The following is a 25,293-nucleotide window of genomic DNA, read 5'->3' on the forward strand; positions in this document are numbered from 1 at the left end:
AGACTATATCGAAATCGATATAAATCAAGTTTGAATTGGCTTATCTGACATTTGGTAGCACAAAGCAGAAATTCGCGAGTCGGCACACTTGATAAGCCGACACAGAGCCCCTGTGGGAGCGAGCTTGCTCGCGATGGCGGACTGAAAAATGACGCATCATTTTGCCCCCATCCGGGAGGCTACATTGCCTTGCGCCTTTGCCTACAACTACGCCAGAATCCGCCGGCTTGTGCGGTTTGGAGCCTGCCCGTAACTTGATTCGCATCACTGAATGGTCAGTGAACGGGTTTAGTCGCTCGGTGGGTTTTAAGCTGCATAGAGTCATTTCTGTCAGGCATTTCTACGCCTGTACTTAATGGTAGCTGTGCGCAGGGCACCTTCGGGTGCGCCGGGAAAGCTTAGAACCACCGGTCGACTAACCTGCGCATAGCTGCCACCCAATTTGTTTAGTCGCAAATGACGGTGTAAGCCTCAATTGAAAGGTTCTAAGCAAATGATCAAGCCAACACCCAATCCTCCGGAAACAGACATCCAGTCCGAATCCGACCCAACCTCTCCCTACTCCACAACCGACTCAAAAAAACTCCACGAAGCCGCCGAGCGCGCCCTCGACCATTACCTGAAACCCACCGCCCCGAAACAGCACTGCCCCGGCCGCATGTTCCTCATCGCCCCCCACATCGATCAGCATGCCCTGCTGGCCCACGCCTGCGAGTCGATGGCTTCGGCCAGCGTGATGCTCAGCGACTTCGCCGCGCTGCTGGACCCGCCCTACCGCAGCACCGTGCTGGGCATCGCCCAAGTGGTGATGTGTGGCGAGCTCGCCGTGAACCGGGCGCTGGACACTCTCGATGCCACGACCTGAGGAACACCCCATGGAAAGCAAATCCGATGCACACGTCGTCGCCGCCCTGATCTCCATCGGCCTCAACGAGAAAGACAGCCAATGGGCCCAGAAAGCCTGTCTGCTACTGCTCGAGAGCGAACGGAAATCCATCGTCAGCGCCGCCCTCACCGCCCTCGCCCAGATTGCCCGCGACCATGGCGAACTGGACCGCAACCGCCTGCTGCCGGCACTCGCCAGCGTAAAACGCAGATTTCCAAGCCTGACCGGTACGGTTGCCGCGACGCTGGATGAGATGGCAATGGCTGCGTAACACCTGGGGTACAAGGCAAGAAAAACCCGCTGTCTCAGTGGAGGGAGGCAGCGGGTTCAGTGTTTTCCGAGCTCTCCAATAACAGGTTAACCCCCAAGTAAATACAGGAGGCTTTTAATGTTTTTATGGATAAGTGGCTTTTTGAAAGGTGATGAAGAGGACGACTCTTTGAAGTTTGAACTGACAGTGAAGCCTGAGGCAGAAGCTGCGGTTTTAGCGTTGCTGGGTTGGGAAAGCCTGGAAGAAAGCGAGGCCGGAGAATGGTTATTGAATGAAGGTCAGGTCCGGCAAATCGCTTCAGTCCTTAATGAACACCTACCAACTGAACTAGATCTTTTTATCGGGGTTCGGGAATAGTTGAGTCTTTCCTATCAGGAACCAACAGTGAACCACGATGAAGCAGTGAGGCTTCTTGAAAGCGGCGTGGAAAGGAATGTTGTCGCTGGATTGATTTCTATTGGCTTGAACGAATCAGACAGAATCTGGGCTCAGCAAACCTGCCTGAAGTATTTCGCCAGCAGCAATGAGTCGGTTCTCACCTCTGCCATTACCGCTCTCGGCCACGTTGCTCGAAGACACTGCGAGCTGGACAAAGACATTGCCTTTGCAGCGCTGGAGGAGGTAAAGACAAGATTCCCCTCGCTGGAAGGCGTGATCGCAGACACGCTTGACGATATTGAGGCATTTACCTGATTTAAAGCCCTTGCAGGACGTTTTGATCAGGGTTTTCCCTCATCACAACGGGTTTTGTGTGCAGACGCAATCACCGTCGAAAGTCAGACAGAATGAAAGGCGTATGCCCCCTCAAGTAAGCCTCGACCTCCTCCAGCGAGTGCAGTCCGTCGCTCGAAGAAACAACGGAGCCTTGAACATCTTGTCGAGTCAGGGTCACGGTATAAATCCCCTCTTCCTCCAGCAGAACGCCGGTGAATCTGACCTGTTGCCCGTCTTCTTCTGCGAAGGAAGTCGCTGTAAGGCTTCCAGACGCAAGCGTCGTTGTCACACGATCCTTGAGCACTTTGCGCTTTGCCATCAGTTCCCTGGCCACAACCCAAGTGCCAACCCCCACAGCAGCGTTGAGCACAGCCATATACCCGTAAGACCAGCGCCCGTGCGACGAGTGTTTCTCGCCCAACCACTCGGCAATCTGAGAAATCATGTGCCACACGTCCATGTGCTAATCCCTGAATGCGATCATCAATTCTGCACGCCGGATTCAATCCTCCCGCGTCAAAACCTCAAGCAACTCAATCTCGAACACCAGATTCGAATTCGGCGGAATCTTGCCCATCGTCCGTTCGCCGTAACCCAGATGCGCCGGCACCAGCAGTTTGCGCTTGCCCCCCACCTGCATGCCCATGATCCCCTGATCCCAGCCCTTGATCACCCGGCCCGTGCCGATCACGCACTGAAACGGCTTGCCCCGGCTCCAGGACGAATCGAATTCGGTGCCGTCTTCCAGCCAACCCGTGTATTGGGTGGTGATCAACGCGCCTTTGACGGCGGCTTTTCCGTCTCCGGTCTGAAGATCGATTATCTGCAGTTCATCATTCATAACATTCACTCTATTGTTCCGCTGGCCGCCGTTTTCCCAGAAATACCGGCCATTGGCAACCGTTTGACCCTACGTCGGCCGTGATGGATGATGGCCACCCGCTACCAATCCTGATCGATACGCCATGACAGCGACGCTTGAATGACTCAACTCTGGATCAGCTTCGCCATTGTCGTTGTGCTGTTGGTCTTGATTGCCGTTCTGATCCGGCGAGTGCGCGCGCTTCGTCAGCAACTCGCCGAGTATCGCGAACTGCTCACCCGCGCCGCCGAGGGCCAGAACATCCGTCAGGATGGCGACGCCGACCGCTTCAAGCGCAGCCAGTATTTTGCGCGGATCGGCACTTGGGATTGGGAAGTCGACACGGATCGACTCTATTGGTCCGACGCAATATTCGGCATGTTCGGCTTCAAGATCGGCGAAGTGACGCCCTCCTACGCGCTGTTCTGTTCCTGCGTACACCCCGATGACCGCGCCAGGGTGCGCGCCGGGGAATTGCGATGCCTGGAGACCGGCGAAAACCACGACGAGGAGTACCGCGTGGTCTGGCCAGACGGCACAATCCGCTGGCTGCGGGAAACCGGCAATGTGGTGCGCAACGATCACGACGCGGTGATCAAGATGATGGGGGTGGTGCGCGACATCACCGAAGAAAAGGCCTCGGCCAGCTACCTCCAGCACCTGGCCCACTTCGACCCGCTGACCGGACTGCCCAACCGGCTGGTGCTGGAAGAACGGCTATCGGAAGCACTGGAACATGCGCGCATGACCGAGACGCGGGTGGCGTTGGTGTTTATCGATCTCAACGGCTTCAAAGCGATCAACGACCGCTACGGTCACGCCGCCGGCGACCGCGTTCTGATCACCACCGCCACGCGCCTGAAACGCATCCTGCGGGTCAGCGACACCGTCGCGCGCATCGGCGGCGATGAATTCGTAGTCATCCTGCAAGGCCTCGCCCCCGGACTGAACCTGCAGGACGAAGCGCGCAGCATCTGCCAGAAAATCTTTATCGAACTGTCCCCGCCAATCCCCATCGGCAACGAACAACGCCACATCGGCACCAGCCTCGGCGTTGCTGTCTTCCCCGACCATGCGCCGACCATGGATCGCTTGCTGCACATTGCGGATCTGGCGATGTATGAGGCCAAGCGCAGTGGGAACAATCAGTATCGGTTGGGCGGCGGGCAGACGCTGAGTCATGGCCGGGCTGATTGAATTTCAGCGCTCGGGCGTACCGAATACAACGCCATTGAAGGTATGCGTGCAGCACCGGCAGCTGGGCGTCATGTCTTCGGCTTTCAGGGCGGGATTGACGATTTGCAGGCGCTTGTTCTCATCGACGTATAACCCGCTGTAGATGCTGGACTCGCCCATCCCCACGACATCCCTTCTCTCATGTTCATGCAGAGCGACCATCCAGAACACCGGCTCTTGCCGATCCAGCCGCGACACCGCTTCACTGAAAATCTCGTCCCAATCACCGCCGACTCGCGACAACAGAAAGCGAAACAACGGCGTGTAATCGTAGCCATGATGCTTAATGCCATGCATCGACCCGCGTATAGCCTCGCTGTGGATTTCAGCCTTGGTATTTCGCTGATGCCGGTAATGCCCGCCCGGGTTGTTGCGCCAGACGTTGTGGGCGGTGGTGTTTTCTTTGCGATAAAGGGGTTTCTTTTCCAACCTATTGCTCCTGACATCCAGTCACTCGAAACGCCCTCGCGTTTTACCGGAATGGCGCTCGAATGCAATCAACCGTCCATGGCCAATTGTTGCTTGAGGTCAGCGCTCCACCGGCTGAATCGCCACAATCGTCCCGTTGGTGATCATCACCATCACATATTTATCGTTGATCTGTACCCACTGCGCCTGCGGTTCCGGCTGCTTGAGGCCTTTCTGTTTCCAGTTTTTGATGGCTTTTTCGCTGCGCTGGTAAATGTCCGGGGCGCGGTCGTTGACGTTCAGTTCGCGGTTGCCGGTCGGTGATTGCTCGACGGTGTCGTTCGAGGTTTGCGCCGCTTGAACGAGGGGGCTGATCCCGGCGATGCCGGCGACGAGGGCCAGGCTGGCGATTAGGGTCTTGTTGTTCATCGGTGAACCTCCTGAAATGTGTGATACCTGAACTCCGACTGCGGGGTTCTGGAATCATTCCTTGTTTTTTGATGGCGCTGAGCCGGCGATTGTAGTCGCCAGTCATGACGCCATCGCTGGCAAGCCAGCTCCCACAACGATCTCGATTGATCCGCCTTGCACATCAATCCATGCCAACAATGCAATTAACAAATCGATCCCTGCGCGCCACTATCCGCCCCAATAAAAACCGTGCGCCGCCTCCCCGTCGCGCACGTCATAAAAGCGGTGGAGTACTTTTCTATGACAGCCTCAATCCCACACGGCGGCTCGCGGGCCGGCGCCATTTTCCGGGTGACCTCGGGTAACTTCCTCGAACAGTTCGACTTCTTTCTGTTCGGCTTCTACGCCACGCAGATCGCGGCGGTGTTCTTTCCGGCGAGCAGTGAGTTCGCGTCCCTGATGATGACTTTCGCAGTGTTCGGCGCAGGCTTTTTGATGCGTCCGCTGGGGGCTATCGTGCTCGGCGCGTACATTGATGACGTCGGTCGGCGCAAAGGGTTGATTGTCACCCTGTCGATCATGGCCAGCGGCACGATCTTGATTGTGCTGGTGCCCGGATACGAAACCATTGGCCTGTTCGCCCCGGCGTTGGTGTTGATCGGGCGCCTGTTGCAAGGCTTCTCCGCCGGTGCCGAACTGGGCGGGGTTTCGGTGTATCTCTCGGAGATCGCCACGCCCGGTCGCAAAGGCTTTTTCACCGCCTGGCAGTCGGCCAGTCAGCAGGTGGCCATCGTCGTCGCCGCCGCGCTCGGTTACGGTTTGAACCAATGGATGGCGCCGGAAGCTGTCGCCGATTGGGGCTGGCGGATTCCGTTTTTCGTCGGCTGCATGATCGTTCCGTTCATCTTCTTTCTGCGGCGCAATCTGGCGGAAACCGAAGAGTTCGCCGCTCGCAAACATCGTCCAAGCATGAAGGAAGTGTTCCGCACCCTCGGTCAGAACTGGGGCGTGGTGCTGGGCGGGATGCTGATGGTTGCCCTGACTACCACTGCGTTCTACCTGATCACCGTGTACGCACCGACCTTCGGCAAAACCGTGCTGCACCTGAGCACATCCGATGCGTTGCTGGTGACATTGCTGGTGGGCGTTTCCAACTTCTTCTGGCTGCCGATTGGCGGTGCATTGTCCGATCGCGTCGGCCGCCGTCCAGTGCTGATCGCCATGGCGCTGCTGGCGCTGGCCACCACGTATCCAGCGCTGTCGTACCTGGTGCAGGCGCCGAGCTTCAGTCACATGCTGCTGTCGCTGTTGTGGCTGTCGTTTATCTACGGCCTGTACAACGGCGCGATGATTCCCGCGCTGACCGAGATCATGCCGGTGGAAGTGCGAGTGGCCGGTTTCTCCCTGGCTTACAGCCTCGCCACTGCCGTGTTCGGCGGATTCACTCCAGCGATGTCGACCTTCCTGATCCAGTACACCGGCGACAAAGCGGCACCGGGTTACTGGATGAGCATCGGCGCGCTCTGCGCATTGGGCGCGACGCTTTATCTGTATCGCCGGGCCGGCGGTCGTCTGCAACCTGTTACTGCCTGAGAACATCACCATGAAAAAACTGTTTACCGTTACCGCCCTGCTTGCCGGTCTTGCGTTCAACGTTGCGGCCCAGGCCGAAGAACTGCGGGTCATGACCTCCGGCGGTTTCACCGCCGCCTACAAGATCCTCGGGCCGAAATTCGCCGCCGCCACCGGCAACACGCTGGACACCCAACTCGGCCCGTCGATGGGCAAGGCGCCGGAGGCAATCCCCAATCGCCTCGCCCGTGGTGAAAAGGCCGACGTGGTGATCATGGTCGGCTACGCCCTCGATGATCTGATCAAGCAAGGCAAGGTTGATCCGGCTTCGCGGGTGGAACTGGCGGATTCGCGAATCGGCCTGGTGGTGCGCGAAGGCGCGCCGAAACCGGACATCAGCAACGTCGACGCTCTGAAGAAAACCCTGCTCGATGCAAAATCGGTGGCCTACTCCGACAGCGCCAGCGGCGTGTACATCGAGCAGCAATTGTTCAAGAAACTGGGTATCGAAGATCAGCTGAAACCGAAGGCGAAGATGATCCCGAAAATCCCGGTGGGTTCGGTGGTCGCAAACGGCGACTATCAACTGGGCTTCCAGCAGGTCAGCGAATTGCTGCCGGTGCCGGGGGTGAGTTTTGTGGCGAAGATTCCGGAATCGGTGCAGTCGGTAACGCGGTTTGCAGCGGGGATTCCGGTGGGCGCGCAGCACCCGCAGGAAGCCAAGGCGTTGCTCGCTTATCTGGCCGCACCTGCAGCCCAGCCTGACGTGCAGGCCACCGGGCTGGATTCGGTCAAGCGCTGACCGTCGGCGGCTGGACCTTCATTTCCACCACCAGCCGCTCCAGTTCCAGTGCCGCCGGGGTCAGCGTGCGACCCCGGCGTTTGATGATGCCGACGCTGCGCATCACTTGCGGATCGGTCAGCGGCACCCGCGTCAGAATCGGATGATCCGCCGCCGGCATCGCCATCAGCGGCACCGCCGCCACACCCAATCCCGCTTCCACCAGACCGATCATGGTCGTCACATGCCGCGTCTCGCAGATGCTCGGGCGCTGCGGCACCACTTTGGCCAGGGCCTGATCGAGCAAAAAGCGATTGCCGGAAGTCTTGTCCAGCGAGATGTAATCCTGCCGGTAGAACTCGTCCCAGGTGACGCTGCTGCGCCCGGCCAGCGGATGATCGCGGCGACAGGCGACTACGTAGCTCTCCTGCACCAGCGGCTCGAAATCCACGCCCGCCTCTTGGGTGCCCATGAAACTCAGGCCGAAATCCGCCTCGCCGTTGACCACTGCGCTCAGCACGTCGTGGGCGCTGGAGTCGAGGACTTTGACTTTGATTCGCGGAAACTGCCGGTGATAACGGGCGACGACGCTCGGCATGAAGTAGTACGCCGCCGACGGCACGCAAGCGACGGTCACGTGGCCCTGCCGATTCGAGGCGACCTCACTGATGCCGAGCAACGCGACGTCCAGATCGTCGAGCAAGCGTTCGACGCTGGGCATGAAACCGCGTCCGGCCTGGGTCAGGCTGACCTTACGCGTGGTGCGCTCGAACAGCTTCACGCCGAGAGCGTCTTCGAGCTTTTCGATGCGCCGGCTCAGGGCCGGTTGCGACAGGCGCACGGTGTCGGCGGCCTTGCGGAAACTGCCCTGCTCGACCACGGCGCGAAAGGCTTGCAGGTCGTTGAGGTCGAAGTTGATGGCCATGAAAGACTCGAAGGAATTGATTCGTTGAGGTTATAAATGTAACCAATTGATGCAAATTATTACAGAAGCACATCTGCTCAAGCAGGCTGTGCGGTAGATCTGCAATGATTTCAGCCTTTATCCTTGTCGCCCCCCGCCGTACCGCGTTACTGGAGTTCCGCTCATGCCCCATGAAGGCAATCTGTTGCAAGCCGCCGTCGTCTTTCTCCTGGCCGCCGTGCTCACCGTTCCCCTGGCCAAGCGTCTGCAACTGGGCGCGGTGCTCGGTTATCTGTTTGCCGGGGTGATCATCGGCCCGTCGGTACTGGGTCTGATCGGCAATCCGCAAAGTGTCAGCCATATCTCGGAACTGGGCGTGGTGCTGCTGTTGTTCATCATCGGTCTTGAGCTGTCGCCGCGACGTTTGTGGGTGATGCGCAAATCGGTGTTCGGCGTGGGTCTGGCGCAGGTGCTGCTGACCGGTTCGGTGATCGGTGTGCTGGCGTTGTCGGTGTTCGGCCAGCCGCTGAACAGCGCGATTGTTCTGGGCCTGGGCCTGGCGCTGTCGTCCACCGCATTCGGCCTGCAAAGCCTCGCCGAGCGCAAGGAACTGACCAGCCCCCACGGGCGGTTGGCGTTTGCGATTCTGCTGTTCCAGGACATCGCCGCGATCCCGTTGATCGCCCTGGTGCCGATGCTCGCGGGGGTCGATCACCACACCAGCACCGCCGACGATATTCGTCACAGTTTGCAGGTGCTCGGCAGTATCGCCGTGGTGGTGATCGGCGGGCGATATCTGTTGCGTCCGGTGTTTCGCGTGGTGGCGAAAACCGGTCTGCCGGAAGTCTCTACCGCCACCGCGTTGCTGGTGGTGATCGGCACCGCATGGCTGATGGACATGGTCGGTGTGTCGATGGCGCTGGGCGCGTTTCTCGCCGGGTTGCTGTTGGCGGATTCGGAATATCGCCATGAGCTGGAAGCGCAGATCGAGCCGTTCAAGGGCCTGCTGCTGGGGCTGTTTTTCATCAGCGTCGGCATGGGCGCCAACCTCAGTCTGCTGCTCAGCGCGCCGATCACGGTGCTGGGGCTGACGCTGTTGCTGATCGCCCTGAAGTTGCCGTTGTTGTTTGTAGTCGGGCGTCTGGCCGGTGGATTGAACAAGGTCAGCGCGATTCGCCTCGGCATCGTGCTGGCAGCGGGCGGTGAGTTTGCTTTCGTAGTGTTCAAGATTGGCCGCGATCAAGGCCTGTTTGAACCACGTCTGTACGACCTGCTGGTGCTGACCATCACCCTGTCGATGGCCGTCACGCCGCTGTTGCTGCTGGTCTGCGCACGGCTGGTCAGCCCGAAGGTGCAGCCGGTGGAAGTGCCGGAGAAATTCCGCCAGATCGAGACCGAATCCCCACGGGTAGTGATCGCCGGCATGGGCCGCATGGGGCAGATCGTGGCGCGGATCCTGCGGGCGCAGAACATCAAGTTCGTGGCGCTGGACACCTCGGTGGAAACCATCGAACTGTCGCGCAGTTTTGGTGGCGTACCGGTGTTCTACGGTGACCCGATGCGTCCGGAAATCCTCAGTGCGGCCAAGGTCGGTGAAGCGGAGTACTTCGTGATTGCCACGGATGATCCGGAAACCAACATCAAGACCGCTGAGATCGTGCGCAAGCTCTACCCAGACATGAAGATCATCGCCCGGGCGCGTAACCGGCAGCATGTGCATCGGCTGGTGGATGTGGGGGCCGATCCGATCCGGGAGACCTATTACTCAAGCCTGGAAATGAGCCGCCGCACCCTGGTTGGCCTTGGCTTGACCCAGGCCCAGGCCGATGCGCGGATCAAGCGCTTCAAGCACCATGACGAACAGGTGCTGGAAGCTCAACACGCGGTGTACGACGACGCGGCCAAAGTGCTGCAGACCGCCCAGGAAGCGCGGGCGGAACTGGCCCGGTTGTTCGAGTCGGATCAACTGGAAGAACAATCGGGCAAGTCCTGAGCCCCGCCATCAATCCTTCCCGCGCAATGCGCGGGAAGGTTCTGATCAGGCCATCTCCAGCGCCCGCTCCTCCTTCAGGGGCGCCTCTGCAAACCGGTCCGCCAGAAACGGCGTGATGTCCAGCGGCAGCGGTTCATCGTTGACCATTTTGTCCAGCAACACCCCGGTGATCGCCGACGTCAGCACCCCGGTGCGGAAATGCCCACAGGCGTTGAGGTAACCCTCGACCCCGGCCATCGGCCCGAGAATCGGCAATTCGTCCGGCGAGCCCGGCCGCAACCCGGCCCAGGTGCGTTTGAGGTTGATGTCCGCCAGTTCCGGCAAACAACGCACCGCGCCCTGCACCAGCCCGGCGATTTCCGGCCAGGTGGTGGTGACGTCGAAGCCCTTATCCTCGGTGGTGCTGCCGATCAGGATTTCGCCGTTGTCCTTCTGCGCCATGTAGCAATCGCTGGTGGTCAGGCAACCGTTGAGGATTTTCGGCAGACGTTCGGTGAGCAGGATCTGGCCTTTAACCGGTTTCACCGGAATGCGGATGCCCGTGGCCCACTCGCTCAAGTCCGCTGCCCAGGCGCCGGCGGCGTTGATCAGGGTTTTGCAGTGGAACACCCCGGCTTCGGCCGTCTGTACGCCAGTCACCCGGGTGCCGTGATGCAACACGCCGGTGATGTTGGTGTTGACGTACATGTCCACGCCATTCTGCCGGGCGCCTTCGGTGTAGGCGTCGGCCAGGCGGAACGGGCTGACCTGGTGGTCGCAGAGAAACTCCAGCGCCCCGCGTGCCTCATGGCTGACGCTCGGCTCGGACTCGCGCAACGCCGCCTGATCCAGCCAGCGCACCTGATCGGCCAAGTGCGGAATGCAACTGACGATGTGCTCGGCGTACAACCGGTCTTCATCGTCATAGATCACGAACTTGAGCCCGGTCTTTTCGAACTTGAAATCCATCCCGTGGTTGTCGCGCAGTTCGCGGTGCAGCGCCGGGTACAGCGCGTTGGACTGCAAGGCGAAATCGAAAAACGACGGCGGCAGAATGTGCGGCGTGCTGGCGTCCACCGCCACCGCCGCGCCCTGGGTTTCGCGCTTGCGGCTGGCCGACATCATGCGGAAGAAAATCACCCCGCAGCCCAGCCCCACTGACTCGCCAATCGCCCACAAACCGCCGGCCGAAGCGCGGGTCGCGTTGCCCGGACGCTTGGCGTCGATCAGCGCAACCTTGAGGCCTTTGCGTTTGGACAACTGATAGGCGATGGAGGCGCCGATCACACCGCCGCCGGCGATGACCACGTCATAGAACTTACTCATGGGAAACGGCCTCCGTGCCGAGGGACTGGAACGCGGAAAAAGGGATCGGATCGATCGGGAAACGCGGGCGCAGCCAGCCGACATCCTTGCGCCCGGAGGCCTGACGCAAGCGGTCGCTGCAATAGCCGACGCACATCCGCCCCTGGCAGTCGCCCATGCTTATGCGGGTGCGCATTTTCAGGCTGGCGATGTCTTGCACGCCCTGCTCCAGCGCCCGGTCGATGTCGGCGCGGGTCGCGTGTTCGCAGCGGCAGATCACCGTGTCGGCGGCCGGCAATGCGGTCTGCCCGACGCCGCGTTCGGTGTAGCGATCCACTGCGGCGCGGAAACGTACGATGGCTTTGAGTTTGCTCAGGTAACGGTCGCGACGGACCCGCGCCAGCTCTTCTTCCAGCACGCCGCGTTGCAGCAGGATCGAAGTGGCGGCGATCTTGCCGGCGAGCATCGCCGCTTCGCCGCCACGAATCCCGCCCATGTCACCGGCCAGATGCACGTGGGGCTCGCTGCTTTGCTGCCAGATATTGGCGTTGGCGCGCAGGTAACCGTCGTCGCTGAAGCCGTGATCCAGACCCATTTGCTGACTCAGTTGCGTGCGCGGGATGAAGCCGTAGCCGACGGCTAGGGTCTTCGCTTCGAAGCGTTCAACCCGGCTCAGGTCCGGCTCCCACGTTGCCGAGTACGGTGCCACGCTGACGCTTTTCAGTTCGCCTTCGCCGTGCGCTTCGACCACGCCCCAGCCGTAGTGCATCGGGATGCTGTGCAGTTTCAGGTAGGCGAGCATGCTCAAGCCATCGAGGAACAGCTGCGGCTTGTTCAGCAGTGCCAGGCTTTCCTTGGCAATCTTGCCGAATGCGCAGGCCTCGTAGACCCCCGCCACACTCACGCCCGACGCATGCAACTGGGTCGCCACCAGCGGCAACAGCGGCCCGGTACCGGCGATCACCACCGGCCCCTGCGGTTTGACCACCCCGCTTTTGATCTGCAATTGCAGACCGCCCAGCAGGATCACGCCGGGCAGCGTCCAGCCTGGAAACGGCACGCTGCGCTCGTGACAACCGGCGGCCAGCAGCAACTGCGGGTATTGGATTTCATGCAGCCGCTCGTCGCCGTCCAGTACCACCAGCGAACGCGTGCCTTCTGCGCCGACTACGCGGTGGTTGAGGCGCACGTCGATCAGCCCGGACTGCTCCTGGAAATCACCGTGCAATTTGCCCAACGCCTCGGAGTAACGCGGCCCCAGATAATCCAGCTGCACGCCGTCACGCAGCGGCCCGCGATAGACCACGCCGCCAAGGCGCGAAGCTTCTTCGAGCAAAGTGCAGCGCACCCCATGCAGGGCCAGTTCGATGGCCGCGGCCATTCCCGCCGGGCCACCGCCGACGATCACCGGATGCAGGCTCATAGCACCTCCTGCCCGTGAATACGGTTGGCCTGGGTTTCGATCAGCATGCCCTCGCGCACCACGGTCTGGCAGGCTCGACGCTTGTGCCGGCCGTTGATTTTCACCAGGCAGCACTGGCACACGCCCATGCCGCAATAGGCACCGCTGATCTGGTTGTGATCGTTGCGCGCCACTTGGCGCACGCCAAGGGACTGAATGACGCTGAGCACGGTTTCGCCGATGGCGGCGGTGACCGGCTGGCCGTTGATATGGACAGTCATATCCGCCTGCGCCAAAGGCTGGATATCGAAGGTTCTTTCTAGGCAGTGCATTGCGATGATCATCCGTGAAAAGTTCAGGTGAGGTTGAAACAGCTCCTTGCTGCACTACACCTTGCCGGCTCGTGGGGGTTATCGCTCTCTATCGGGCCGGCAGGCGGGTTTTGCTCGCGCAGCAGAGTGCGCGCAAGCAATGTAGTCGATCCAGCGGCAAGGGCCTGGAAATTTCACGTTAGGGGATATTGCGTTAACGGATATTGATCCAGGCCATGGAAATGACTGTACGGTTCTGCGCCTTCGGCCCCGCGCAGAAAGCAAAAAGCCGCTTCAACCCGAAGATGGAAGCGGCCAAGGCATGTGCCTCAAGGAATCAGTGCACGAAGAGGGCGATCAGGATGATGATCGGGATTGGAACGCCGAGGAAAAACAGCAGTAGTGAGCGCATGGTGATTCTCCTTGATTAACGGACGGGCGGCAGCGTGGTCGTGGTGTAGGTTTCGACTTCGACGTACTCGACCGCATCCCGGCGGCGACCGCCGAAGGTGGCCGAGAGGCTGGCGAAGAACGCACCGGCCAACAATGCGATGAACATCCACAGCGTGGTCCAGGCAGCGACTTTGGCGGCGGTGTCGGCGGCTTGTTGCGCTTTCACCTTGGCGTCCGCGATAGCTTTCTGGGTACGGGCGTAGATTTCATCGACCCGACGTTCGGCGTCGGCCTGGGTCAGGTTGGTACGCTGAGCGACCAGTTGTGCGAGATAGGTACGGTCTTCGGCGCTGAGCTGACCGTTGGCCAGGCTTTGGGCGAAGATCCGGGTCACGGTGCCACGGGCGGCGTCATCGCTGACGGCGGCGGGACGATCGTCGCGAAACAGGCTGTCGACGAAGTAGCCGTACTGATCACTGTCGGTGTTGGCCGCGGCAGTACCCGCCGCCTGAGTCATCGCACTGGCTGCGCCACCGGCGACACTTGCACCGGCCTGCACGCCACCGCTGACGATGCTGCTGACCGAGCCGACCACCAGCGTTGCGGTGACCAGAGTCGCTACACACCAGGAGAGAAAGCCATGAGCGGTGTCGCGGAAATACACCTCGTCACCGTGCATGTTGGCCCACTTCACTCGCAAGCGACCAGCGATGTAGCCACCGAGCCCCGAAGCGATGATTTGCGTGGCCGCCAGCCAGATGATGGTGGAAATGCCCAGCCCCTTGGCGCTGATACCCTCCCCTGCCCACGGTGATACGGCGGAGAAGCCCAGACCGAAGCCCAGCAGCACGAGAATCAGCGACAGTGCCGCCGCAGCGGCAGCCCCTGCGAAGATCGCGCCCCAGGACACCCCCGAGACGTTGCTCGACTCTCCTTCGTAGGCAGGATAAAACCCATCAGAGGATCTATTCATTGTTGTAGTGCTCCAGGCATGAAAAATGGTGTTACAACTCGTCATCAGAGGAATTGCAGTGACCGTGCCAGTCGCCGACACTAAATAAATCGTTTGGATTCAATCAGTTAAAAAGTCTGAACTTCCCAGGACCATGCAATTTGCAACAACGGCTCAATAACAGCGGGTTTTATGCATTGGCACAAAAGCCCGGTCATTTGCGTTTGTAGCTTTTCTTGCCACTCGGAGTCAGGCAATACACGCCGCCGCGCGGCCCGGTGCAGAATGAGCCGGTGCCGCAATCACAGCCATCGTTGCTTTGCAGAAGTTGTTGCGGTCGCGCCTGTTCGCGGATGCCGAACATGGCGGCGCAGCTCTTCTTCGAGCCGCTGATGGAGCCGTCATTGCACAGGAACAGATCGCCGTCGCAGCGATCGATGCCGCCCTTTTTCCCGGAACACGGGGTGTTGGCGGCCAGTGCCGAAGCGCTCAGCAGCGCCAGCAACATCCCGGCCATCGGCATCCAGCCACCACGAATCAACCGGCTCACGGCATCACTCCTTGAAAAATATGGCCATATGATATCAACGTTTCACAAAATAATTCGGCGACTGCGACTAATGACGGCTAAAACATGAAAGTTAATTTAAAGCGCCCGCGCAAAATCTTGGCAAAATGCTGCCATTGCGTTTGAACAGACCAGCAGGCCCACCATGACTCGCATCCTCACCATCGAAGACGACGCCGTGACCGCCCGGGAAATTGTCGCCGAACTGAGCAGCCACGGCCTCGACGTGGACTGGGTCGACAACGGCCGTGAAGGCCTGGACCGCGCCGTCAGCGGCAACTACGACCTGATCACCCTCGACCGCATGCTGCCGGAACTCGATGGCCTGGCCATCGTCACCACCCTGCGCACCATGGGCGTGGCCACGCCGATCCTGATGATCAGCGCCCTCTCCGATGTCGACGAGCGCGTGCGCGGCTTGCGCGCCGGCGGCGATGATTACCTGACCAAACCGTTCGCCACCGATGAAATGGCCGCCCGGGTCGAAGTGTTGCTGCGTCGGCAGAACAGCAACGGCGCCCAGCCGACCACGTTGCAGGTGGCGGATCTGCAACTCGACCTGATCAGCCACGAAGCCCGTCGCGCCGAGCAAGTGCTGACGCTGCTGCCGACCGAGTACAAGTTGCTGGAATTCCTGATGCGCAACAGCGGTCAGATCCTGTCGCGGATGATGATTTTCGAGGAAGTCTGGGGCTACCACTTCGACCCTGGCACCAACCTGATCGACGTGCACATCGGCCGTCTGCGCAAGAAGATCGACCCGCCGGGCAATGTCCCGCTGATCCGCACGGTGCGAGGCTCGGGTTATGTCATTGCCGAACCCGTCTGACGGTTGGCGCTCTTCCAGCAGCCGCTTGCTGGCGCTGTACAGTTCGTTGTTCGTGGCCTGGAGCGCGATCCTCATGGGGGTCATGTACTTCGAGGTTTCCGGTTATCTCGACAACCTGGCCAAGCATTCGCTGATGCAACGTCAGCACCTGTTCAAGCATTTTCGCGGCGATCAACTGGAAGAGGCCCTCGCCGCCAGCATGACCTTCGACATTCGCGGCATCGACGCCTACGGCCTGTTTGACGCCCAGCATCGCTACCTCGGCGGCGCGTTGCAGAAGATCCCCGAGGGCCTGCCGCTGGACGGCAAGATCCACATGCTCAGCGAATGCGCCGACTCCGACGACCCGACCCTGCCCGCCGACAGCTGCGACGCAGTCGCCACCCCGACCCAAGATGGCCGCTGGCTGGTGTTGTTGCGTGACAACGGTTCGCTGTTCGCGGTGACCAGGATCATTCTGCATGCGTTGCTCTGGGGCGTATCGCTGACGATTGTGCCGGGCATCATCGGCTGGCATTTGCTGCGTCGCCGGCCGTTGCGGCGGATCCGGGCGATCCAGGCCAGCGCCCAGTCGATTGTCGCCGGGGACCTGACCCACCGTTTGCCGCTGTCCAATCGCCGCGATGAGCTGGACATGCTCGCCGCCATCGTCAACGCCATGCTCGATCGCATCGAGCGCTTGATGAATGAAGTCAAAGGCGTGTGCGACAACATTGCCCATGACCTGCGCACCCCGCTGACCCGATTGCGCGCGCAGTTGTATCGCATGCAGCAACAGGCTGGCGAAGGTTCGCCGGAAGCGGCGCAATTGGATCTGGTGCTGGCCGAGGCCGATACGCTGATGGCGCGGTTTCGCGGGTTGCTGAGGATTTCCGAACTGGAAGATCGTCAGCGCCGCTCGGGGTTTGTCGAGCTCGATCCGGTGTTGTTGCTGCAGGAATTGCACGAGTTTTATCTGCCGCTGGCCGAAGACGACGAGTTGCGCTTCGAACTGAACATGCCGGAAACCCTGCCCATGCTGAACGGTGATCGAGCGTTGCTGTTTGAAGCGCTGGCGAACCTGTTGAGCAACTCGATCAAGTTCACCCCGGCCGGTGGCACGGTGGTGTTGCGCGGGGTCAATGATGCGGGGCATACGCGGATCGAGGTGCATGACTCCGGGCCGGGCATTCCCGAGTCGGAACGGGAGGCGGTGTTCCAGCGGTTCTACCGCGCCGAGGGTGGGCAGTTGCAGAATGGTTTTGGACTGGGACTGTCGATCGTCGCGGCGATCGTCAATCTGCACGGGTTCAGTCTTGAGGTGGGACGCAGCGATCTGGGCGGGGCGAAGCTGGTGCTGGATTGTCGGCAGAGTCTGATTTCACAGTCTTGAAGAGATCGTTCCCACGCCGCGTGGGAACGATCAGCGATCAACTTAAGCGGGGTAGTTGGCGCGCAGTGCCTCGAGCCCACCCTGATAGATCCCGCTGAACAGCGCCACCACTTCCTCCTCGCTCACGCCCTTGGCCGTGAAGCGTCCCGACCACGTCACCTTCGCGCCCTGCCCTTGAGCTTCGACCCGAATCGTCGCCAGATAATCGGTGGCCGGAAACGGTGCCTGCAGAATCGAATAGCTGTAGGTTTTGCCCGCGTTATCGAACGTTTCCAGACGCTCGACCACCACGCCACCGTCAGCGGTTTGCAGGGTGCGCACGCGCCCACCTTCGCTCAGTTCGCTGTTGGGAATGAACGGCAGCCAGTCCGGCAAGGTGTTGAAGCCGCCAATCAATTGCCAGACCTGATCGGCCGAAGCCGGAATGTCGATCGTTGCTGATGCTGTTGCCATAAATAAAAAGTCTCTCTCGATGAATTCAGATAGTCAGGCTGTCGACCACGCCGCCGTCGACCCGCAAGGCGGCGCCGGTGGTGGCCGAAGACAGCGGTGAAGCGATGTAGGTGACCAGGTGCGCGACCTCTTCGACATCCGCCACGCGCTGGATGATCGAGCTCGGGCGGGCTCGGCGCACAAAGGCGTCGGCTTCGTCACGCAAGCTGCGGCCAGACTCGGCGGCGGCATCCTTGAGCATTTCCTCGACGCCGTCGGTGAAGGTCGGCCCCGGCAGGATCGCGTTGACCGTAACCCCGGTGCCCGCCAGGCGTTTGGCCAGGCCATGGGACACCGCAAGGTTGGCGCTTTTGGTCACGCCGTAGTTGATCATGTCGGCCGGGGTGGCCACGCCGGATTCCGAAGACAGGAAGATCACCCGACCCCAGCCCTGCTCGACCATCGCCGGCACGTAATGCCGCGACAGGCGCACGCCGGAGATCACGTTGATTTCATAGAAGCGCGTCCACTCATCGTCCGGCGCGTCGAAGAAATCCACCGCGTTGTAGATGCCGAGGTTGTTCACCAGGATGTCGGCTTTCGGTTCGGCGGCGAACAGTTTCTGCGCGCCTTCGGCCGTGCCCAGATCCGCCGTCAGACCGCGCAGTTGCGCGCCCGGCACCTTGTCGCGAATGCTCGCCAGCGCCTGTTCGACCTTGGCCGCGTCGCGACCGATCACCACCACCGTGGCGCCCGCCTCGGCCAGCGACTGGCTGATGCCCAAACCGATGCCCGCCGTGCTGCCGCTGACAATCGCCAGTTTTCCGCTCAGATCGATCTTCATGCTTTCACCTCGTCGATGGGTAATGGTGCACGTTCGGACACCAGTTTCGCTCCACGCATGGCCTGCCAGAAACCGGCCGGAATGACCGCTGACAGCGCCGCCACATCTTCAGCGATGCGCCCCGGTTTGCTCGCGCCGGGAATCACTGCCGCCACGGCCGGATTGGCCAGCGAGAATTGTAGTGCAGCCGCTTTGACATCGACGCCGTAAGCCGCGGCGATGCGTTTGATCTGCTCAACCCTGGCAACGACTTCAGGACTGGCCTTCTGGTATTCGAAGTGCGCACCGCCGGCCAGAATCCCAGAGCTGTATGGACCGCCGACAACGATTTCAACGTTCTGCGCCCGGGCCGAATCCATCAAGCGCTGCAGAGCGCGGTCGTGATCGAGCAAGGTGTAGCGGCCGGCCAACAGGAAGCCGTCAGGCTGCGCCCCGGTCAGGTCCAGCGTCAACTCGCACGGCTCGACCTTGTTCACGCCCAGGCCCCAGCCCTTGATCACGCCTTCTTCACGCAGACGGGTCAGGACTTTGAAGGCGCCGGTACGGGCCTGATTGAAGTACTCCAGCCATTGATCGCCGTAGAAATCCTGAGCGATGTCGTGGACCCAGACGATGTCGAGGCGATCGGTTTTCAGGCGCTTGAGGCTGTCTTCGATCGAGCGCAGGGTGGCGTCGGCGCTGTAGTCGTTGACGATCTTGTTCGGGCGGCCGTGTTCAAATACCCCGCTCTTCTCGCCAAGATCCCGGGCAGCAGCGTCTTCGACTTCATCGAGAATCACCCGGCCGACCTTGGTGCTGAGTACATAGTCGTCGCGCTTGTAGCGGGACAATGCTTCGCCGAGGCGGATTTCCGACAGGCCCGAGCCGTAGAACGGCGCGGTGTCGAAGTAACGCACGCCGGCCTCCCACGCCGCGTGCACGGTAGCTTGGGCTTCTTCTTCAGGAATGGCGCGGAACATGTTGCCCAGCGGCGCGGTGCCGAAGCCGAGTTGGCCGGGGAGTTTGTCTTTCAAGCTCATGATGCTGTCCTCGTAGTTCGTGGTCGGTGTTGACCGTTGAGCAGATCCTAGATTGCGCCACTCAGACCGTCCAAGACATAATCAGCAGCACTTGAGTCCCTTAAGGTCTGACATGATCGACATCCGCCAATTGCGCTACTTCGTCGCCGTCGCCGAGGAAGAACACGTCGGCCGCGCCGCCGAGCGCCTGCACATTTCCCAGTCGCCCCTGAGCCGGCAGATCGCCCAGCTCGAAGAGCGCCTGGGCCTGACTCTGTTCGAACGCAGCCAGCAACGCATCCGCCTGACCCGCGACGGCCAGACCTTTCTCGCCGAAACCCGCGCCCTGCTGACCCACGCCAACCGCTTGGAATCCCTCGGCAAACGCCTGGGCCGTGGCGAAGAAGGTGGCCTGTGCATCGGCTACATCGAGAACGCGATGCACGCCGGGGTCTTGCCCAACGCCTTGCGCGTGCTGCGGGTGGATCGGCCGAACGTGCATGTCGCGCTGTACAACCTGAGTTCCGCCGAACAACTGGAAGGCCTGCGTCAGCGTAGCCTCGATATCGCGCTGGTCAGTGAACCGCCGACGATCGACGACCCTGACCTGCTGGGCTTTCAGGTGCTGGACGACCCGATGCTGCTGGCGCTGCCCGAACATCACCCGCTGAATCAATTGCCATTGCTGACCCCGGCGGATCTGGCCGATCAGGAATGGATTGGCGTGCAACCGCGCCAAGGGGCCGACGATGAGTTCGTCAGCGCCTGCATCCGCGCAGGTTTCACCCCGGATGTGCGGATGCAGGCCACGGAACCGTTTACCGCGTTGGGGCTGGTGGCCTCGGGGCTGGGGATCGCGATGATCCAGAAAGGCCTGAGCCATAACGCACCGCCGGGCGTGGTGCTGCGGGAAGTGCCGTGGCTGGCGTTTACCACGCCGTTGTGGGCGGCTTGGCACCGAGTCAATTTACGGCCGTTGGTGGAGACGTTTCGTAAAGTGTTGACCGGGTCCGATATCTCCGCCGCCTGAATATCCGCAGGTCCTCACCCCAGCCCTCTCGAAACGTCGGACCGCCCGTAGGGAGAGGGAACCTATCGAGGGATATTGACGTGATAAATCGACCTGAAAAATCTGGTGTGAATCCATAACCAGGTTGATCCGGCACTGAGAGTTGGTCTGGTCTACAGTGAATTTTCCATTCCACTTCACAAGGACGTGAAGCATGCAAAATCGCCCTACCCTCGACCAACGCCGATTCGCCCGCCACTTACGCGCCAGCCAGACCGATTGTGAGCAACTGCTCTGGCAGAAGCTGCGGGCGCGGCAGGTGGCAGGGCTGAAATTTCGGCGGCAGGTGCCGGTTCCGCCATTCGTGCTGGATTTCTACTGTGTGGAATTGAAGCTGGCGGTAGAGCTGGATGGGGGGCAGCACTTTGAGGAGGCGGGAGAAATTCATGACCGGCGGCGTACGGCTTATCTTCAGCGACTGGGGATTGAGGTGGTGCGGTTTAGCAATCTGGAGGTGATTCAGCAGATGAGTGACGTGCTGGAGCAGATTGTGCGGGTTGCGGAGGTTTTGAGAGCGCAATCCTGATCCGAAAAGCGCCCTCACCCCAGCCCTCTCCCGGAGGGAGAGGGAGCCGATTGGGGGATATTGTCGGAATACATCGACCTGAAAAATCTGCGGTGAATCCGTAATCGACCTTGTGTTTCAGATCGATGCTTGAAATCCATAATCGACTCGGTGCATCAGGTCGACGCTTGGAATCCATAATCGACTCGGTGCATCAGGTCGATGTACCTCTCAAGACACCTCGGTCGGCTCCCTCTCCCTCCGGGAGAGGGCTGGGGTGAGGGCAAGCGGTCTACGCGGAACTCCTGAGCATTCAAGATCCCAACCGCGCCCACCCCGCCACCAGTTGCGCACTGATACTCACCCCGCCGCAAACAATGACCACCACATCATTCGCCCCCGCCAACGCCGGATGATCGAGGTACGCCACCGCCAGCGAAACCCCGCACGCAGGCTCCACCAATTGCCGCAGATCACTGGCATAACGCACCACGCCCATGATCGCGTCGTCATCTGACAGCACCAGACACTCATGATCGAACTCGCCGATATGCTCTACCGGCCAAGCCGCCACCTGGGCGGCGCCGAGGGAGGTGGCGACACTGTCGATCCGACTCAGGCGCACCGGATGGCCAGCCTGGACGGCCGCAGCGAACGAGGCGGCGCCTGTGGTTTCGCAGGTGATGATGCGGCAGTCTCGGCGGTCATGGCGCAGCAGCCCGGTGAGGATGCCCGCCAGCAAACCACCGCCGCCGACCGACGTGACCACGGTATCGACCTGCGGGCAGTCGTCGAGGATTTCGTCGACCATCGAGCTGTGCCCTTCCCACAACACCGGGTGATCGAAGGCCGGCACGTATTCGGTGTCCGCCGCGCTGGCCAGTTCTCGCGCTCGCTGATTGGCCTCGTCCCAGACTTTGCCGTGGACGATGACGTCCGCGCCGGTGCGGCGAATACGCGCGCGGGTCGCTTCAGGCGTGGTGTGCGGCACCACGATGCAGGCTTGCAAACCCAGGCTGACCGCTGCCACCGCCGTGGCCAGCCCGGCATTGCCGCCGGACGGGCATACGACCTTGCGCTTGCCCTGCGCCGCTGCCTGACTGCACAACAAGCCCATCCCGCGCAGCTTGAACGAGCCACAGGGTTGCAGGTTTTCCAGCTTCAGCCACATGCGCCGGGACGCAGTCGACAGGGTCGGATGGAGGATCAGCGGCGTGCGGATGTGCAACATGGCGGACTCCCGAAGCGGCGGATCGGATGATCGGAACGTCTCTGCCTGAAGTTTAGTCCACGCCCCTGCCAGCGGCTAAACGCCGGGGATCGTGCCGGGATCTACACTGAACGGAACAACTGTGAGGTGCCTATGAAAATGTCTGCGCAAATGACCGTGGTCGCCGTGCTCGCCACCCTCGCCTATCTGGGCCTGGCGATGTGGGGCATCGGTGGCGTGGCGGTGTTCTTTTCTCACGGGGCGTTGGTCGTGGTGGCCCTGGCCACGCTGGCCATGGTGGTGGCGTCGTTGTTCACGGAAGTGAACCTGAGCACCGGCGAACGCGAGGACCGGGCCAATCGCTGGGTGATTCCGGCGTTCGCGGTCATTGGATTGGTCAGTGCCATTCTGCCGGCTTATTGCGACCGCATCGGTTTCTGGACCATCGGCCGCGAGGGCACCCGTTGGCTGGGCGCGCTGCTGTTTATCGTCGGCGGCGGGTTGCGTTTGTGGCCGGTGTTTGTACTGGGCCATCGATTCAGCGGGCTGGTGGCGATTCAACCGGGGCACCGGCTGGTGACCGAGGGCATTTATCGGCATCTGCGCAACCCCAGTTATCTGGGGCTGGTGATCAATGCGATAGGCTGGGCGCTGGCGTTCCGCTCGGTGGTCGGCCTGTTGCTGGCGGCGCTGACACTGATCCCGCTGATCGCCCGCATCCACTCCGAAGAGGCCTTGCTGCGCACGCAGTTCGGCGCCGAATACGACGCTTATTGCGCCCGCAGCTGGCGATTGCTGCCCGGGGTTTATTGAGGTTGCAGACGCAACTGGCCGTCGCTGTCGATGCTCAGCGCAATGTCGCGGTAACTGGCGATGGTCGCGTGGGCGGTTTCGAGCGGATGCTGGTGAGTCGTGGTGATGATCATCAACGGCGCACCCGCGGCTTCAGCGGCCTGAATACCGACAGTGGCGTCTTCGAAAATCAGGCAATCCGCCGGCTCCAGCCCCAGGCGTCTGGCCGCCAGACGATAACCGGCCGGATCCGGTTTGCCAGCGGTCACATCTTCAGCGGTGATCATCACCGCCGGTTCAGGAATCCCCGCCGCGCCCATCCGCCGCAACGCCAGATCCCGTGGCGCCGAGGTCACCATGGCCCAGCGATCCGCCGGCAACGATTTGAGAAACGCTGCCGCGCCGGGGATCTCGACGATGCCTTCGACGTCTTCGATTTCCGCCTCGGTGATGAACGCCGCTTGCGCCTCGGCGTCCACGCCCGGCAGGTTCAAACGCGTGATGGTGTCGATGGCGCGCACGCCATGGATGGTCGGCAGGAACGTTTCGACGTTCACCCCGTGGCGCACGGCCCAGGCGGACCAGATCCGCTCGGCGGCGGCGATGGAATTGAGGACGGTGCCGTCCATGTCGAACAGGAACGCGCCGAACGCGCGGTTGAAAACAGCATCGTGAGCAGACAAAAGATCACTTCCTCGCAAGGGGCCGGGCAACGATGCCCGGCAATGTAGCACCTGCGGGATGCTTCAGTGCAGACGCGGCGCCTTGGATTTGAACGCACCGTCCACGCAATCGAGCAACTGGCCGATGGCCCAGGGCTTCTTGATGAACGCCACCGGATGCTTCACACCCGAGGTTTCCGGTGTTTCATAACCGGACATGACCATCACCGGTTTGTCCGGCCAGCGCTCGCCGACCAGATTGGCCAGGTCCGCGCCGTTAAGCGTGCCGGGCATGGTGATGTCGGTGAGCAGCAGCGCCACTTCCGGCGCATGCTCCTCCAGATAGACCGAAGCCGCATCGGCGCTGGTCTGCGGCTCGACCTTGAAACCTTCCTCCTGAAGAATTTCGCACAGAAACTCCAGAATCAACGGATCGTCCTCGACTACCAGAATCAATCCGCCAGGAAGGTGCGCGCTCGACGTCGAAATTGGACACATGAACTGGCACTCCCTGAATTGCATGAACGATTTAGCGGCTTGATCCCGCTGCTTATCTGGTATGAGCAGCGCCTTCTACAGAAATTCATTTTTGATACAGGTCTTTTCGATAACACTCGGTTGATGGGCAGTCGCCGGTACGAAATTGCGGTTAAAATGCGCGCCCTTTTGCTGGCCGATCCCGATTGATGAACCCTCAAGCCCTCGCCGTTCTCCATGCCCACCTGCTCACCGCGCTGACGTCGGCACCGGCCGAAACCCGGCGCCTGTTCCATGGGCGCGGGCGTTGCTGGCTGGGGCTGGAGCAAGTCACCGTGGACTGGCTGCAAGGCGTCGTACTGGTGTCGCTGTTCAAGGAGCCCGAGGCTTCGCAGCTGGACGACCTCAAGCGCCTGCTGCTGGAAATCACCGGTTCGGAGCCATGGCAGCAGTCCGGCGCCCACACTTTGTTGATCCAGCACCGTTACCTGCCGCAAAGCACCGCCGAATGGCTATTGGGTGAAGAGATCGACGAAATGACCATCGTCGAGGGCGGGCTGAAATATCGGGTGGATCTGGGCCGCAAGCAGAACACCGGGCTGTTCCTCGACATGCGCTACGGCCGCAACTGGGTGCGCGAACAGGCGGCGGGCAAACGGGTGCTGAACCTGTTCGCCTACACCTGCGGCTTTTCGGTGGCGGCCATCGAGGGCGGCGCCAGCCATGTGGTCAACCTCGACATGTCCCGCGCCGCGCTGAGCCGGGGCCGCGACAATCACCGGTTGAACGGGCATGACCTGAGCAAGGTGAGTTTCCTTGGCCATGACCTGTTCAAGTCCTGGGGCAAAGTGATCAACAGCGGCCCGTACGATCTGGTGATCATCGACCCGCCGTCGTTCCAGAAAGGCAGTTTTCTGCTGACCAAGGATTATCAGCGGGTGCTGCGTCGTCTGCCGGAATTGCTGACTGCCCAAGGCAGCGTGCTGGCGTGCATGAACGACCCTTCGTTCGGCTCCGACTTCCTGATCGACGGCGTGACCCAGGAAGCACCGAGCCTGCGCTTCGAGCAGCGGCTGGAAAATCCGCCGGAGTTTCCGGATATCGACCCGGAAAGCGGTCTGAAGGCGCTACTGTTCAAGCAGATCGGCTGATTCC

The 25,293-nt window shown here is 61.0% G+C and carries 31 protein-coding genes; 15 read left to right on the plus strand and 16 right to left on the minus strand.

Going from position 1 to position 25,293, the window contains the following annotated elements; genetic code table 11:
• Positions 1-493 precede the first annotated feature (493 nt).
• From QRN46_RS27130 to QRN46_RS27145, 4 genes are all read left to right on the plus strand, one after another.
• Positions 494-865, plus strand: coding sequence for a DUF6124 family protein (locus QRN46_RS27130; protein WP_085746053.1), 372 nt, complete (start codon positions 494-496; stop codon positions 863-865).
• Between the two features lie 10 nt (positions 866-875).
• Positions 876-1,157 carry a hypothetical protein gene (locus QRN46_RS27135; protein ID WP_285358408.1) on the plus strand — a complete coding sequence of 94 codons (282 nt, stop codon included), beginning with the start codon at positions 876-878 and terminating at the stop codon, positions 1,155-1,157.
• 117 nt (positions 1,158-1,274) lie between these two features.
• Entirely contained in the window at positions 1,275-1,514 is a 240-nt protein-coding gene (locus QRN46_RS27140) for a pyocin S6 family toxin immunity protein (RefSeq protein ID WP_236177626.1), read from the plus strand.
• 27 nt (positions 1,515-1,541) lie between these two features.
• Positions 1,542-1,850, plus strand: coding sequence for a hypothetical protein (locus QRN46_RS27145; protein ID WP_285358414.1), 309 nt, complete (start codon positions 1,542-1,544; stop codon positions 1,848-1,850).
• A 70-nt stretch (positions 1,851-1,920) separates the two neighbouring features.
• Here the strand turns inward: QRN46_RS27145 and QRN46_RS27150 are convergent, their stop codons facing one another.
• Both QRN46_RS27150 and QRN46_RS27155 read right to left on the minus strand, forming a co-directional pair.
• Complete coding sequence (locus QRN46_RS27150) at positions 1,921-2,331, minus strand: hypothetical protein (RefSeq protein ID WP_085746050.1); 411 nt, start codon at positions 2,329-2,331, stop codon at positions 1,921-1,923.
• Between the two features lie 42 nt (positions 2,332-2,373).
• Entirely contained in the window at positions 2,374-2,712 is a 339-nt protein-coding gene (locus QRN46_RS27155) for an FKBP-type peptidyl-prolyl cis-trans isomerase (RefSeq protein WP_064380576.1), read from the minus strand.
• 141 nt (positions 2,713-2,853) lie between these two features.
• On the opposite strand from QRN46_RS27155, the gene QRN46_RS27160 reads away from it, so the two are divergent.
• On the plus strand, positions 2,854-3,930 hold the full coding sequence (locus tag QRN46_RS27160; RefSeq protein ID WP_285358417.1) for a sensor domain-containing diguanylate cyclase: 1,077 nt from the start codon (positions 2,854-2,856) through the stop codon (positions 3,928-3,930).
• Between the two features lie 3 nt (positions 3,931-3,933).
• Here the strand turns inward: QRN46_RS27160 and QRN46_RS27165 are convergent, their stop codons facing one another.
• Together QRN46_RS27165 and QRN46_RS27170 are read right to left on the minus strand one after the other, a co-directional pair.
• Complete coding sequence (locus QRN46_RS27165) at positions 3,934-4,398, minus strand: hypothetical protein (RefSeq protein ID WP_285358419.1); 465 nt, start codon at positions 4,396-4,398, stop codon at positions 3,934-3,936.
• A 99-nt stretch (positions 4,399-4,497) separates the two neighbouring features.
• Complete coding sequence (locus QRN46_RS27170; RefSeq protein ID WP_064597595.1) at positions 4,498-4,806, minus strand: RcnB family protein; 309 nt, start codon at positions 4,804-4,806, stop codon at positions 4,498-4,500.
• 282 nt (positions 4,807-5,088) lie between these two features.
• Between QRN46_RS27170 and QRN46_RS27175 the strand changes: the two genes are divergently transcribed.
• Together QRN46_RS27175 and QRN46_RS27180 are read left to right on the plus strand one after the other, a co-directional pair.
• Complete coding sequence (locus tag QRN46_RS27175) at positions 5,089-6,381, plus strand: MFS transporter (protein WP_064380585.1); 1,293 nt, start codon at positions 5,089-5,091, stop codon at positions 6,379-6,381.
• A 10-nt stretch (positions 6,382-6,391) separates the two neighbouring features.
• Positions 6,392-7,162, plus strand: a complete 771-nt coding sequence (locus tag QRN46_RS27180) for a substrate-binding domain-containing protein (protein WP_011334874.1) — start codon at positions 6,392-6,394, stop codon at positions 7,160-7,162.
• On the opposite strand, the gene QRN46_RS27185 is transcribed toward QRN46_RS27180, so the two are convergent.
• On the minus strand, positions 7,152-8,066 hold the full coding sequence (locus QRN46_RS27185; protein WP_011334875.1) for a LysR family transcriptional regulator: 915 nt from the start codon (positions 8,064-8,066) through the stop codon (positions 7,152-7,154). The two genes, QRN46_RS27180 and QRN46_RS27185, sit on opposite strands and share 11 nt — an antisense overlap.
• 163 nt (positions 8,067-8,229) lie before the next feature.
• On the opposite strand from QRN46_RS27185, the gene QRN46_RS27190 reads away from it, so the two are divergent.
• Positions 8,230-10,038 (plus strand): monovalent cation:proton antiporter-2 (CPA2) family protein, encoded by a 1,809-nt coding sequence (locus QRN46_RS27190; protein WP_011334876.1) that lies wholly within the window; start codon positions 8,230-8,232, stop codon positions 10,036-10,038.
• Between the two features lie 45 nt (positions 10,039-10,083).
• On the opposite strand, the gene hcnC is transcribed toward QRN46_RS27190, so the two are convergent.
• From hcnC to hcnA, 3 genes are read right to left on the minus strand one after another with little or no spacing between them, the layout of a single operon-like run.
• Complete coding sequence (hcnC, locus tag QRN46_RS27195) at positions 10,084-11,343, minus strand: cyanide-forming glycine dehydrogenase subunit HcnC (protein ID WP_201820301.1); 1,260 nt, start codon at positions 11,341-11,343, stop codon at positions 10,084-10,086.
• Complete coding sequence (gene hcnB / locus QRN46_RS27200) at positions 11,336-12,745, minus strand: cyanide-forming glycine dehydrogenase subunit HcnB (protein WP_285358427.1); 1,410 nt, start codon at positions 12,743-12,745, stop codon at positions 11,336-11,338. The genes hcnC and hcnB overlap by 8 nt, the downstream gene beginning before the upstream one ends.
• A complete protein-coding gene (gene hcnA, locus QRN46_RS27205; protein WP_041475585.1) occupies positions 12,742-13,056 on the minus strand; it encodes a cyanide-forming glycine dehydrogenase subunit HcnA in 315 nt (104 codons plus the stop codon). Before hcnA ends, hcnB begins: the two co-directional genes overlap by 4 nt.
• 215 nt (positions 13,057-13,271) lie before the next feature.
• Here hcnA and QRN46_RS27210 point away from each other — a divergent pair, with 215 nt between their 5' ends.
• On the plus strand, positions 13,272-13,466 hold the full coding sequence (locus QRN46_RS27210) for a hypothetical protein (protein WP_285358431.1): 195 nt from the start codon (positions 13,272-13,274) through the stop codon (positions 13,464-13,466).
• Here the strand turns inward: QRN46_RS27210 and QRN46_RS27215 are convergent.
• Both QRN46_RS27215 and QRN46_RS27220 read right to left on the minus strand, forming a co-directional pair.
• Positions 13,463-14,401, minus strand: coding sequence for a hypothetical protein (locus QRN46_RS27215; RefSeq protein ID WP_011334880.1), 939 nt, complete (start codon positions 14,399-14,401; stop codon positions 13,463-13,465). The genes QRN46_RS27210 and QRN46_RS27215 overlap by 4 nt on opposite strands.
• A gap of 193 nt (positions 14,402-14,594) precedes the next feature.
• Positions 14,595-14,903, minus strand: coding sequence for a YdcA family protein (locus QRN46_RS27220; RefSeq protein ID WP_080511039.1), 309 nt, complete (start codon positions 14,901-14,903; stop codon positions 14,595-14,597).
• Positions 14,904-15,093: 190 nt separating this feature from the next.
• Here QRN46_RS27220 and QRN46_RS27225 point away from each other — a divergent pair, with 190 nt between their 5' ends.
• On the plus strand, positions 15,094-15,777 hold the full coding sequence (locus QRN46_RS27225) for a response regulator transcription factor (protein WP_007952956.1): 684 nt from the start codon (positions 15,094-15,096) through the stop codon (positions 15,775-15,777).
• A complete protein-coding gene (locus QRN46_RS27230) occupies positions 15,755-17,149 on the plus strand; it encodes a sensor histidine kinase (RefSeq protein WP_285358437.1) in 1,395 nt (464 codons plus the stop codon). The genes QRN46_RS27225 and QRN46_RS27230 overlap by 23 nt, the downstream gene beginning before the upstream one ends.
• Before the next feature lie 42 nt (positions 17,150-17,191).
• Here QRN46_RS27230 and QRN46_RS27235 read toward each other — a convergent pair whose 3' ends face one another.
• The 3 genes from QRN46_RS27235 to QRN46_RS27245 are packed head-to-tail and all read right to left on the minus strand — an operon-like array spanning position 17,192 to position 19,444.
• The gene (locus QRN46_RS27235) at positions 17,192-17,602 is read right to left on the minus strand and encodes an SRPBCC family protein (protein ID WP_085648314.1); all 411 of its coding nucleotides are present in this window, start codon (positions 17,600-17,602) and stop codon (positions 17,192-17,194) included.
• A gap of 25 nt (positions 17,603-17,627) precedes the next feature.
• Complete coding sequence (locus QRN46_RS27240; protein ID WP_007952959.1) at positions 17,628-18,425, minus strand: SDR family NAD(P)-dependent oxidoreductase; 798 nt, start codon at positions 18,423-18,425, stop codon at positions 17,628-17,630.
• The gene (locus tag QRN46_RS27245; protein WP_285358443.1) at positions 18,422-19,444 is read right to left on the minus strand and encodes an aldo/keto reductase; all 1,023 of its coding nucleotides are present in this window, start codon (positions 19,442-19,444) and stop codon (positions 18,422-18,424) included. Before QRN46_RS27245 ends, QRN46_RS27240 begins: the two co-directional genes overlap by 4 nt.
• Positions 19,445-19,556: 112 nt before the next feature.
• On the opposite strand from QRN46_RS27245, the gene QRN46_RS27250 reads away from it, so the two are divergent.
• Both QRN46_RS27250 and QRN46_RS27255 read left to right on the plus strand, forming a co-directional pair.
• Positions 19,557-20,453 (plus strand): LysR substrate-binding domain-containing protein, encoded by an 897-nt coding sequence (locus QRN46_RS27250; RefSeq protein WP_011334886.1) that lies wholly within the window; start codon positions 19,557-19,559, stop codon positions 20,451-20,453.
• 193 nt (positions 20,454-20,646) lie between these two features.
• Positions 20,647-21,018, plus strand: a complete 372-nt coding sequence (locus QRN46_RS27255; RefSeq protein WP_011334887.1) for an endonuclease domain-containing protein — start codon at positions 20,647-20,649, stop codon at positions 21,016-21,018.
• Between the two features lie 292 nt (positions 21,019-21,310).
• Here QRN46_RS27255 and QRN46_RS27260 read toward each other — a convergent pair whose 3' ends face one another.
• Positions 21,311-22,228: a pyridoxal-phosphate dependent enzyme gene (locus tag QRN46_RS27260; protein WP_011334888.1), complete on the minus strand. Its 918-nt coding sequence runs from the start codon at positions 22,226-22,228 to the stop codon at positions 21,311-21,313.
• Between the two features lie 132 nt (positions 22,229-22,360).
• On the opposite strand from QRN46_RS27260, the gene QRN46_RS27265 reads away from it, so the two are divergent.
• Complete coding sequence (locus QRN46_RS27265; RefSeq protein ID WP_041475345.1) at positions 22,361-23,020, plus strand: methyltransferase family protein; 660 nt, start codon at positions 22,361-22,363, stop codon at positions 23,018-23,020.
• On the opposite strand, the gene QRN46_RS27270 is transcribed toward QRN46_RS27265, so the two are convergent.
• Positions 23,014-23,682 (minus strand): HAD family hydrolase, encoded by a 669-nt coding sequence (locus QRN46_RS27270; RefSeq protein ID WP_011334890.1) that lies wholly within the window; start codon positions 23,680-23,682, stop codon positions 23,014-23,016. The two genes, QRN46_RS27265 and QRN46_RS27270, sit on opposite strands and share 7 nt — an antisense overlap.
• A 63-nt stretch (positions 23,683-23,745) precedes the next feature.
• The gene (locus QRN46_RS27275) at positions 23,746-24,159 is read right to left on the minus strand and encodes a response regulator (RefSeq protein ID WP_011334891.1); all 414 of its coding nucleotides are present in this window, start codon (positions 24,157-24,159) and stop codon (positions 23,746-23,748) included.
• Positions 24,160-24,347: 188 nt separating this feature from the next.
• On the opposite strand from QRN46_RS27275, the gene QRN46_RS27280 reads away from it, so the two are divergent.
• Positions 24,348-25,289: a class I SAM-dependent methyltransferase gene (locus QRN46_RS27280; RefSeq protein ID WP_011334892.1), complete on the plus strand. Its 942-nt coding sequence runs from the start codon at positions 24,348-24,350 to the stop codon at positions 25,287-25,289.
• Positions 25,290-25,293: the final 4 nt, after the last annotated feature.

It is taken from the genome of Pseudomonas sp. lyk4-R2A-10, assembly GCF_030209075.1.
Taxonomy (GTDB): domain Bacteria; phylum Pseudomonadota; class Gammaproteobacteria; order Pseudomonadales; family Pseudomonadaceae; genus Aquipseudomonas; species Aquipseudomonas glycinae.

Excerpts from the sequence above, each read along its gene's own strand:
- QRN46_RS27130 (WP_085746053.1), top strand. The coding sequence starts at position 494 with ATGATCAAGCCAACACCCAATCCTCCGGAAACAGACATCCAGTCCGAA.
- QRN46_RS27135 (WP_285358408.1), top strand. The coding sequence starts at position 876 with ATGGAAAGCAAATCCGATGCACACGTCGTCGCCGCCCTGATCTCCATC.
- QRN46_RS27140 (WP_236177626.1), top strand. The coding sequence starts at position 1,275 with ATGTTTTTATGGATAAGTGGCTTTTTGAAAGGTGATGAAGAGGACGAC.
- QRN46_RS27150 (WP_085746050.1), bottom strand. The coding sequence starts at position 2,331 with ATGGACGTGTGGCACATGATTTCTCAGATTGCCGAGTGGTTGGGCGAG.
- QRN46_RS27155 (WP_064380576.1), bottom strand. The coding sequence starts at position 2,712 with ATGAATGATGAACTGCAGATAATCGATCTTCAGACCGGAGACGGAAAA.
- QRN46_RS27160 (WP_285358417.1), top strand. The coding sequence starts at position 2,854 with ATGACTCAACTCTGGATCAGCTTCGCCATTGTCGTTGTGCTGTTGGTC.
- QRN46_RS27170 (WP_064597595.1), bottom strand. The coding sequence starts at position 4,806 with ATGAACAACAAGACCCTAATCGCCAGCCTGGCCCTCGTCGCCGGCATC.
- QRN46_RS27175 (WP_064380585.1), top strand. The coding sequence starts at position 5,089 with ATGACAGCCTCAATCCCACACGGCGGCTCGCGGGCCGGCGCCATTTTC.
- QRN46_RS27180 (WP_011334874.1), top strand. The coding sequence starts at position 6,392 with ATGAAAAAACTGTTTACCGTTACCGCCCTGCTTGCCGGTCTTGCGTTC.
- QRN46_RS27185 (WP_011334875.1), bottom strand. The coding sequence starts at position 8,066 with ATGGCCATCAACTTCGACCTCAACGACCTGCAAGCCTTTCGCGCCGTG.
- QRN46_RS27190 (WP_011334876.1), top strand. The coding sequence starts at position 8,230 with ATGCCCCATGAAGGCAATCTGTTGCAAGCCGCCGTCGTCTTTCTCCTG.
- hcnC (WP_201820301.1), bottom strand. The coding sequence starts at position 11,343 with ATGAGTAAGTTCTATGACGTGGTCATCGCCGGCGGCGGTGTGATCGGC.
- hcnB (WP_285358427.1), bottom strand. The coding sequence starts at position 12,745 with ATGAGCCTGCATCCGGTGATCGTCGGCGGTGGCCCGGCGGGAATGGCC.
- hcnA (WP_041475585.1), bottom strand. The coding sequence starts at position 13,056 with ATGCACTGCCTAGAAAGAACCTTCGATATCCAGCCTTTGGCGCAGGCG.
- QRN46_RS27210 (WP_285358431.1), top strand. The coding sequence starts at position 13,272 with ATGGAAATGACTGTACGGTTCTGCGCCTTCGGCCCCGCGCAGAAAGCA.
- QRN46_RS27215 (WP_011334880.1), bottom strand. The coding sequence starts at position 14,401 with ATGAATAGATCCTCTGATGGGTTTTATCCTGCCTACGAAGGAGAGTCG.
- QRN46_RS27220 (WP_080511039.1), bottom strand. The coding sequence starts at position 14,903 with ATGCCGATGGCCGGGATGTTGCTGGCGCTGCTGAGCGCTTCGGCACTG.
- QRN46_RS27225 (WP_007952956.1), top strand. The coding sequence starts at position 15,094 with ATGACTCGCATCCTCACCATCGAAGACGACGCCGTGACCGCCCGGGAA.
- QRN46_RS27230 (WP_285358437.1), top strand. The coding sequence starts at position 15,755 with ATGTCATTGCCGAACCCGTCTGACGGTTGGCGCTCTTCCAGCAGCCGC.
- QRN46_RS27235 (WP_085648314.1), bottom strand. The coding sequence starts at position 17,602 with ATGGCAACAGCATCAGCAACGATCGACATTCCGGCTTCGGCCGATCAG.
- QRN46_RS27240 (WP_007952959.1), bottom strand. The coding sequence starts at position 18,425 with ATGAAGATCGATCTGAGCGGAAAACTGGCGATTGTCAGCGGCAGCACG.
- QRN46_RS27245 (WP_285358443.1), bottom strand. The coding sequence starts at position 19,444 with ATGAGCTTGAAAGACAAACTCCCCGGCCAACTCGGCTTCGGCACCGCG.
- QRN46_RS27250 (WP_011334886.1), top strand. The coding sequence starts at position 19,557 with ATGATCGACATCCGCCAATTGCGCTACTTCGTCGCCGTCGCCGAGGAA.
- QRN46_RS27255 (WP_011334887.1), top strand. The coding sequence starts at position 20,647 with ATGCAAAATCGCCCTACCCTCGACCAACGCCGATTCGCCCGCCACTTA.
- QRN46_RS27260 (WP_011334888.1), bottom strand. The coding sequence starts at position 22,228 with ATGTTGCACATCCGCACGCCGCTGATCCTCCATCCGACCCTGTCGACT.
- QRN46_RS27265 (WP_041475345.1), top strand. The coding sequence starts at position 22,361 with ATGAAAATGTCTGCGCAAATGACCGTGGTCGCCGTGCTCGCCACCCTC.
- QRN46_RS27275 (WP_011334891.1), bottom strand. The coding sequence starts at position 24,159 with ATGTGTCCAATTTCGACGTCGAGCGCGCACCTTCCTGGCGGATTGATT.
- QRN46_RS27280 (WP_011334892.1), top strand. The coding sequence starts at position 24,348 with ATGAACCCTCAAGCCCTCGCCGTTCTCCATGCCCACCTGCTCACCGCG.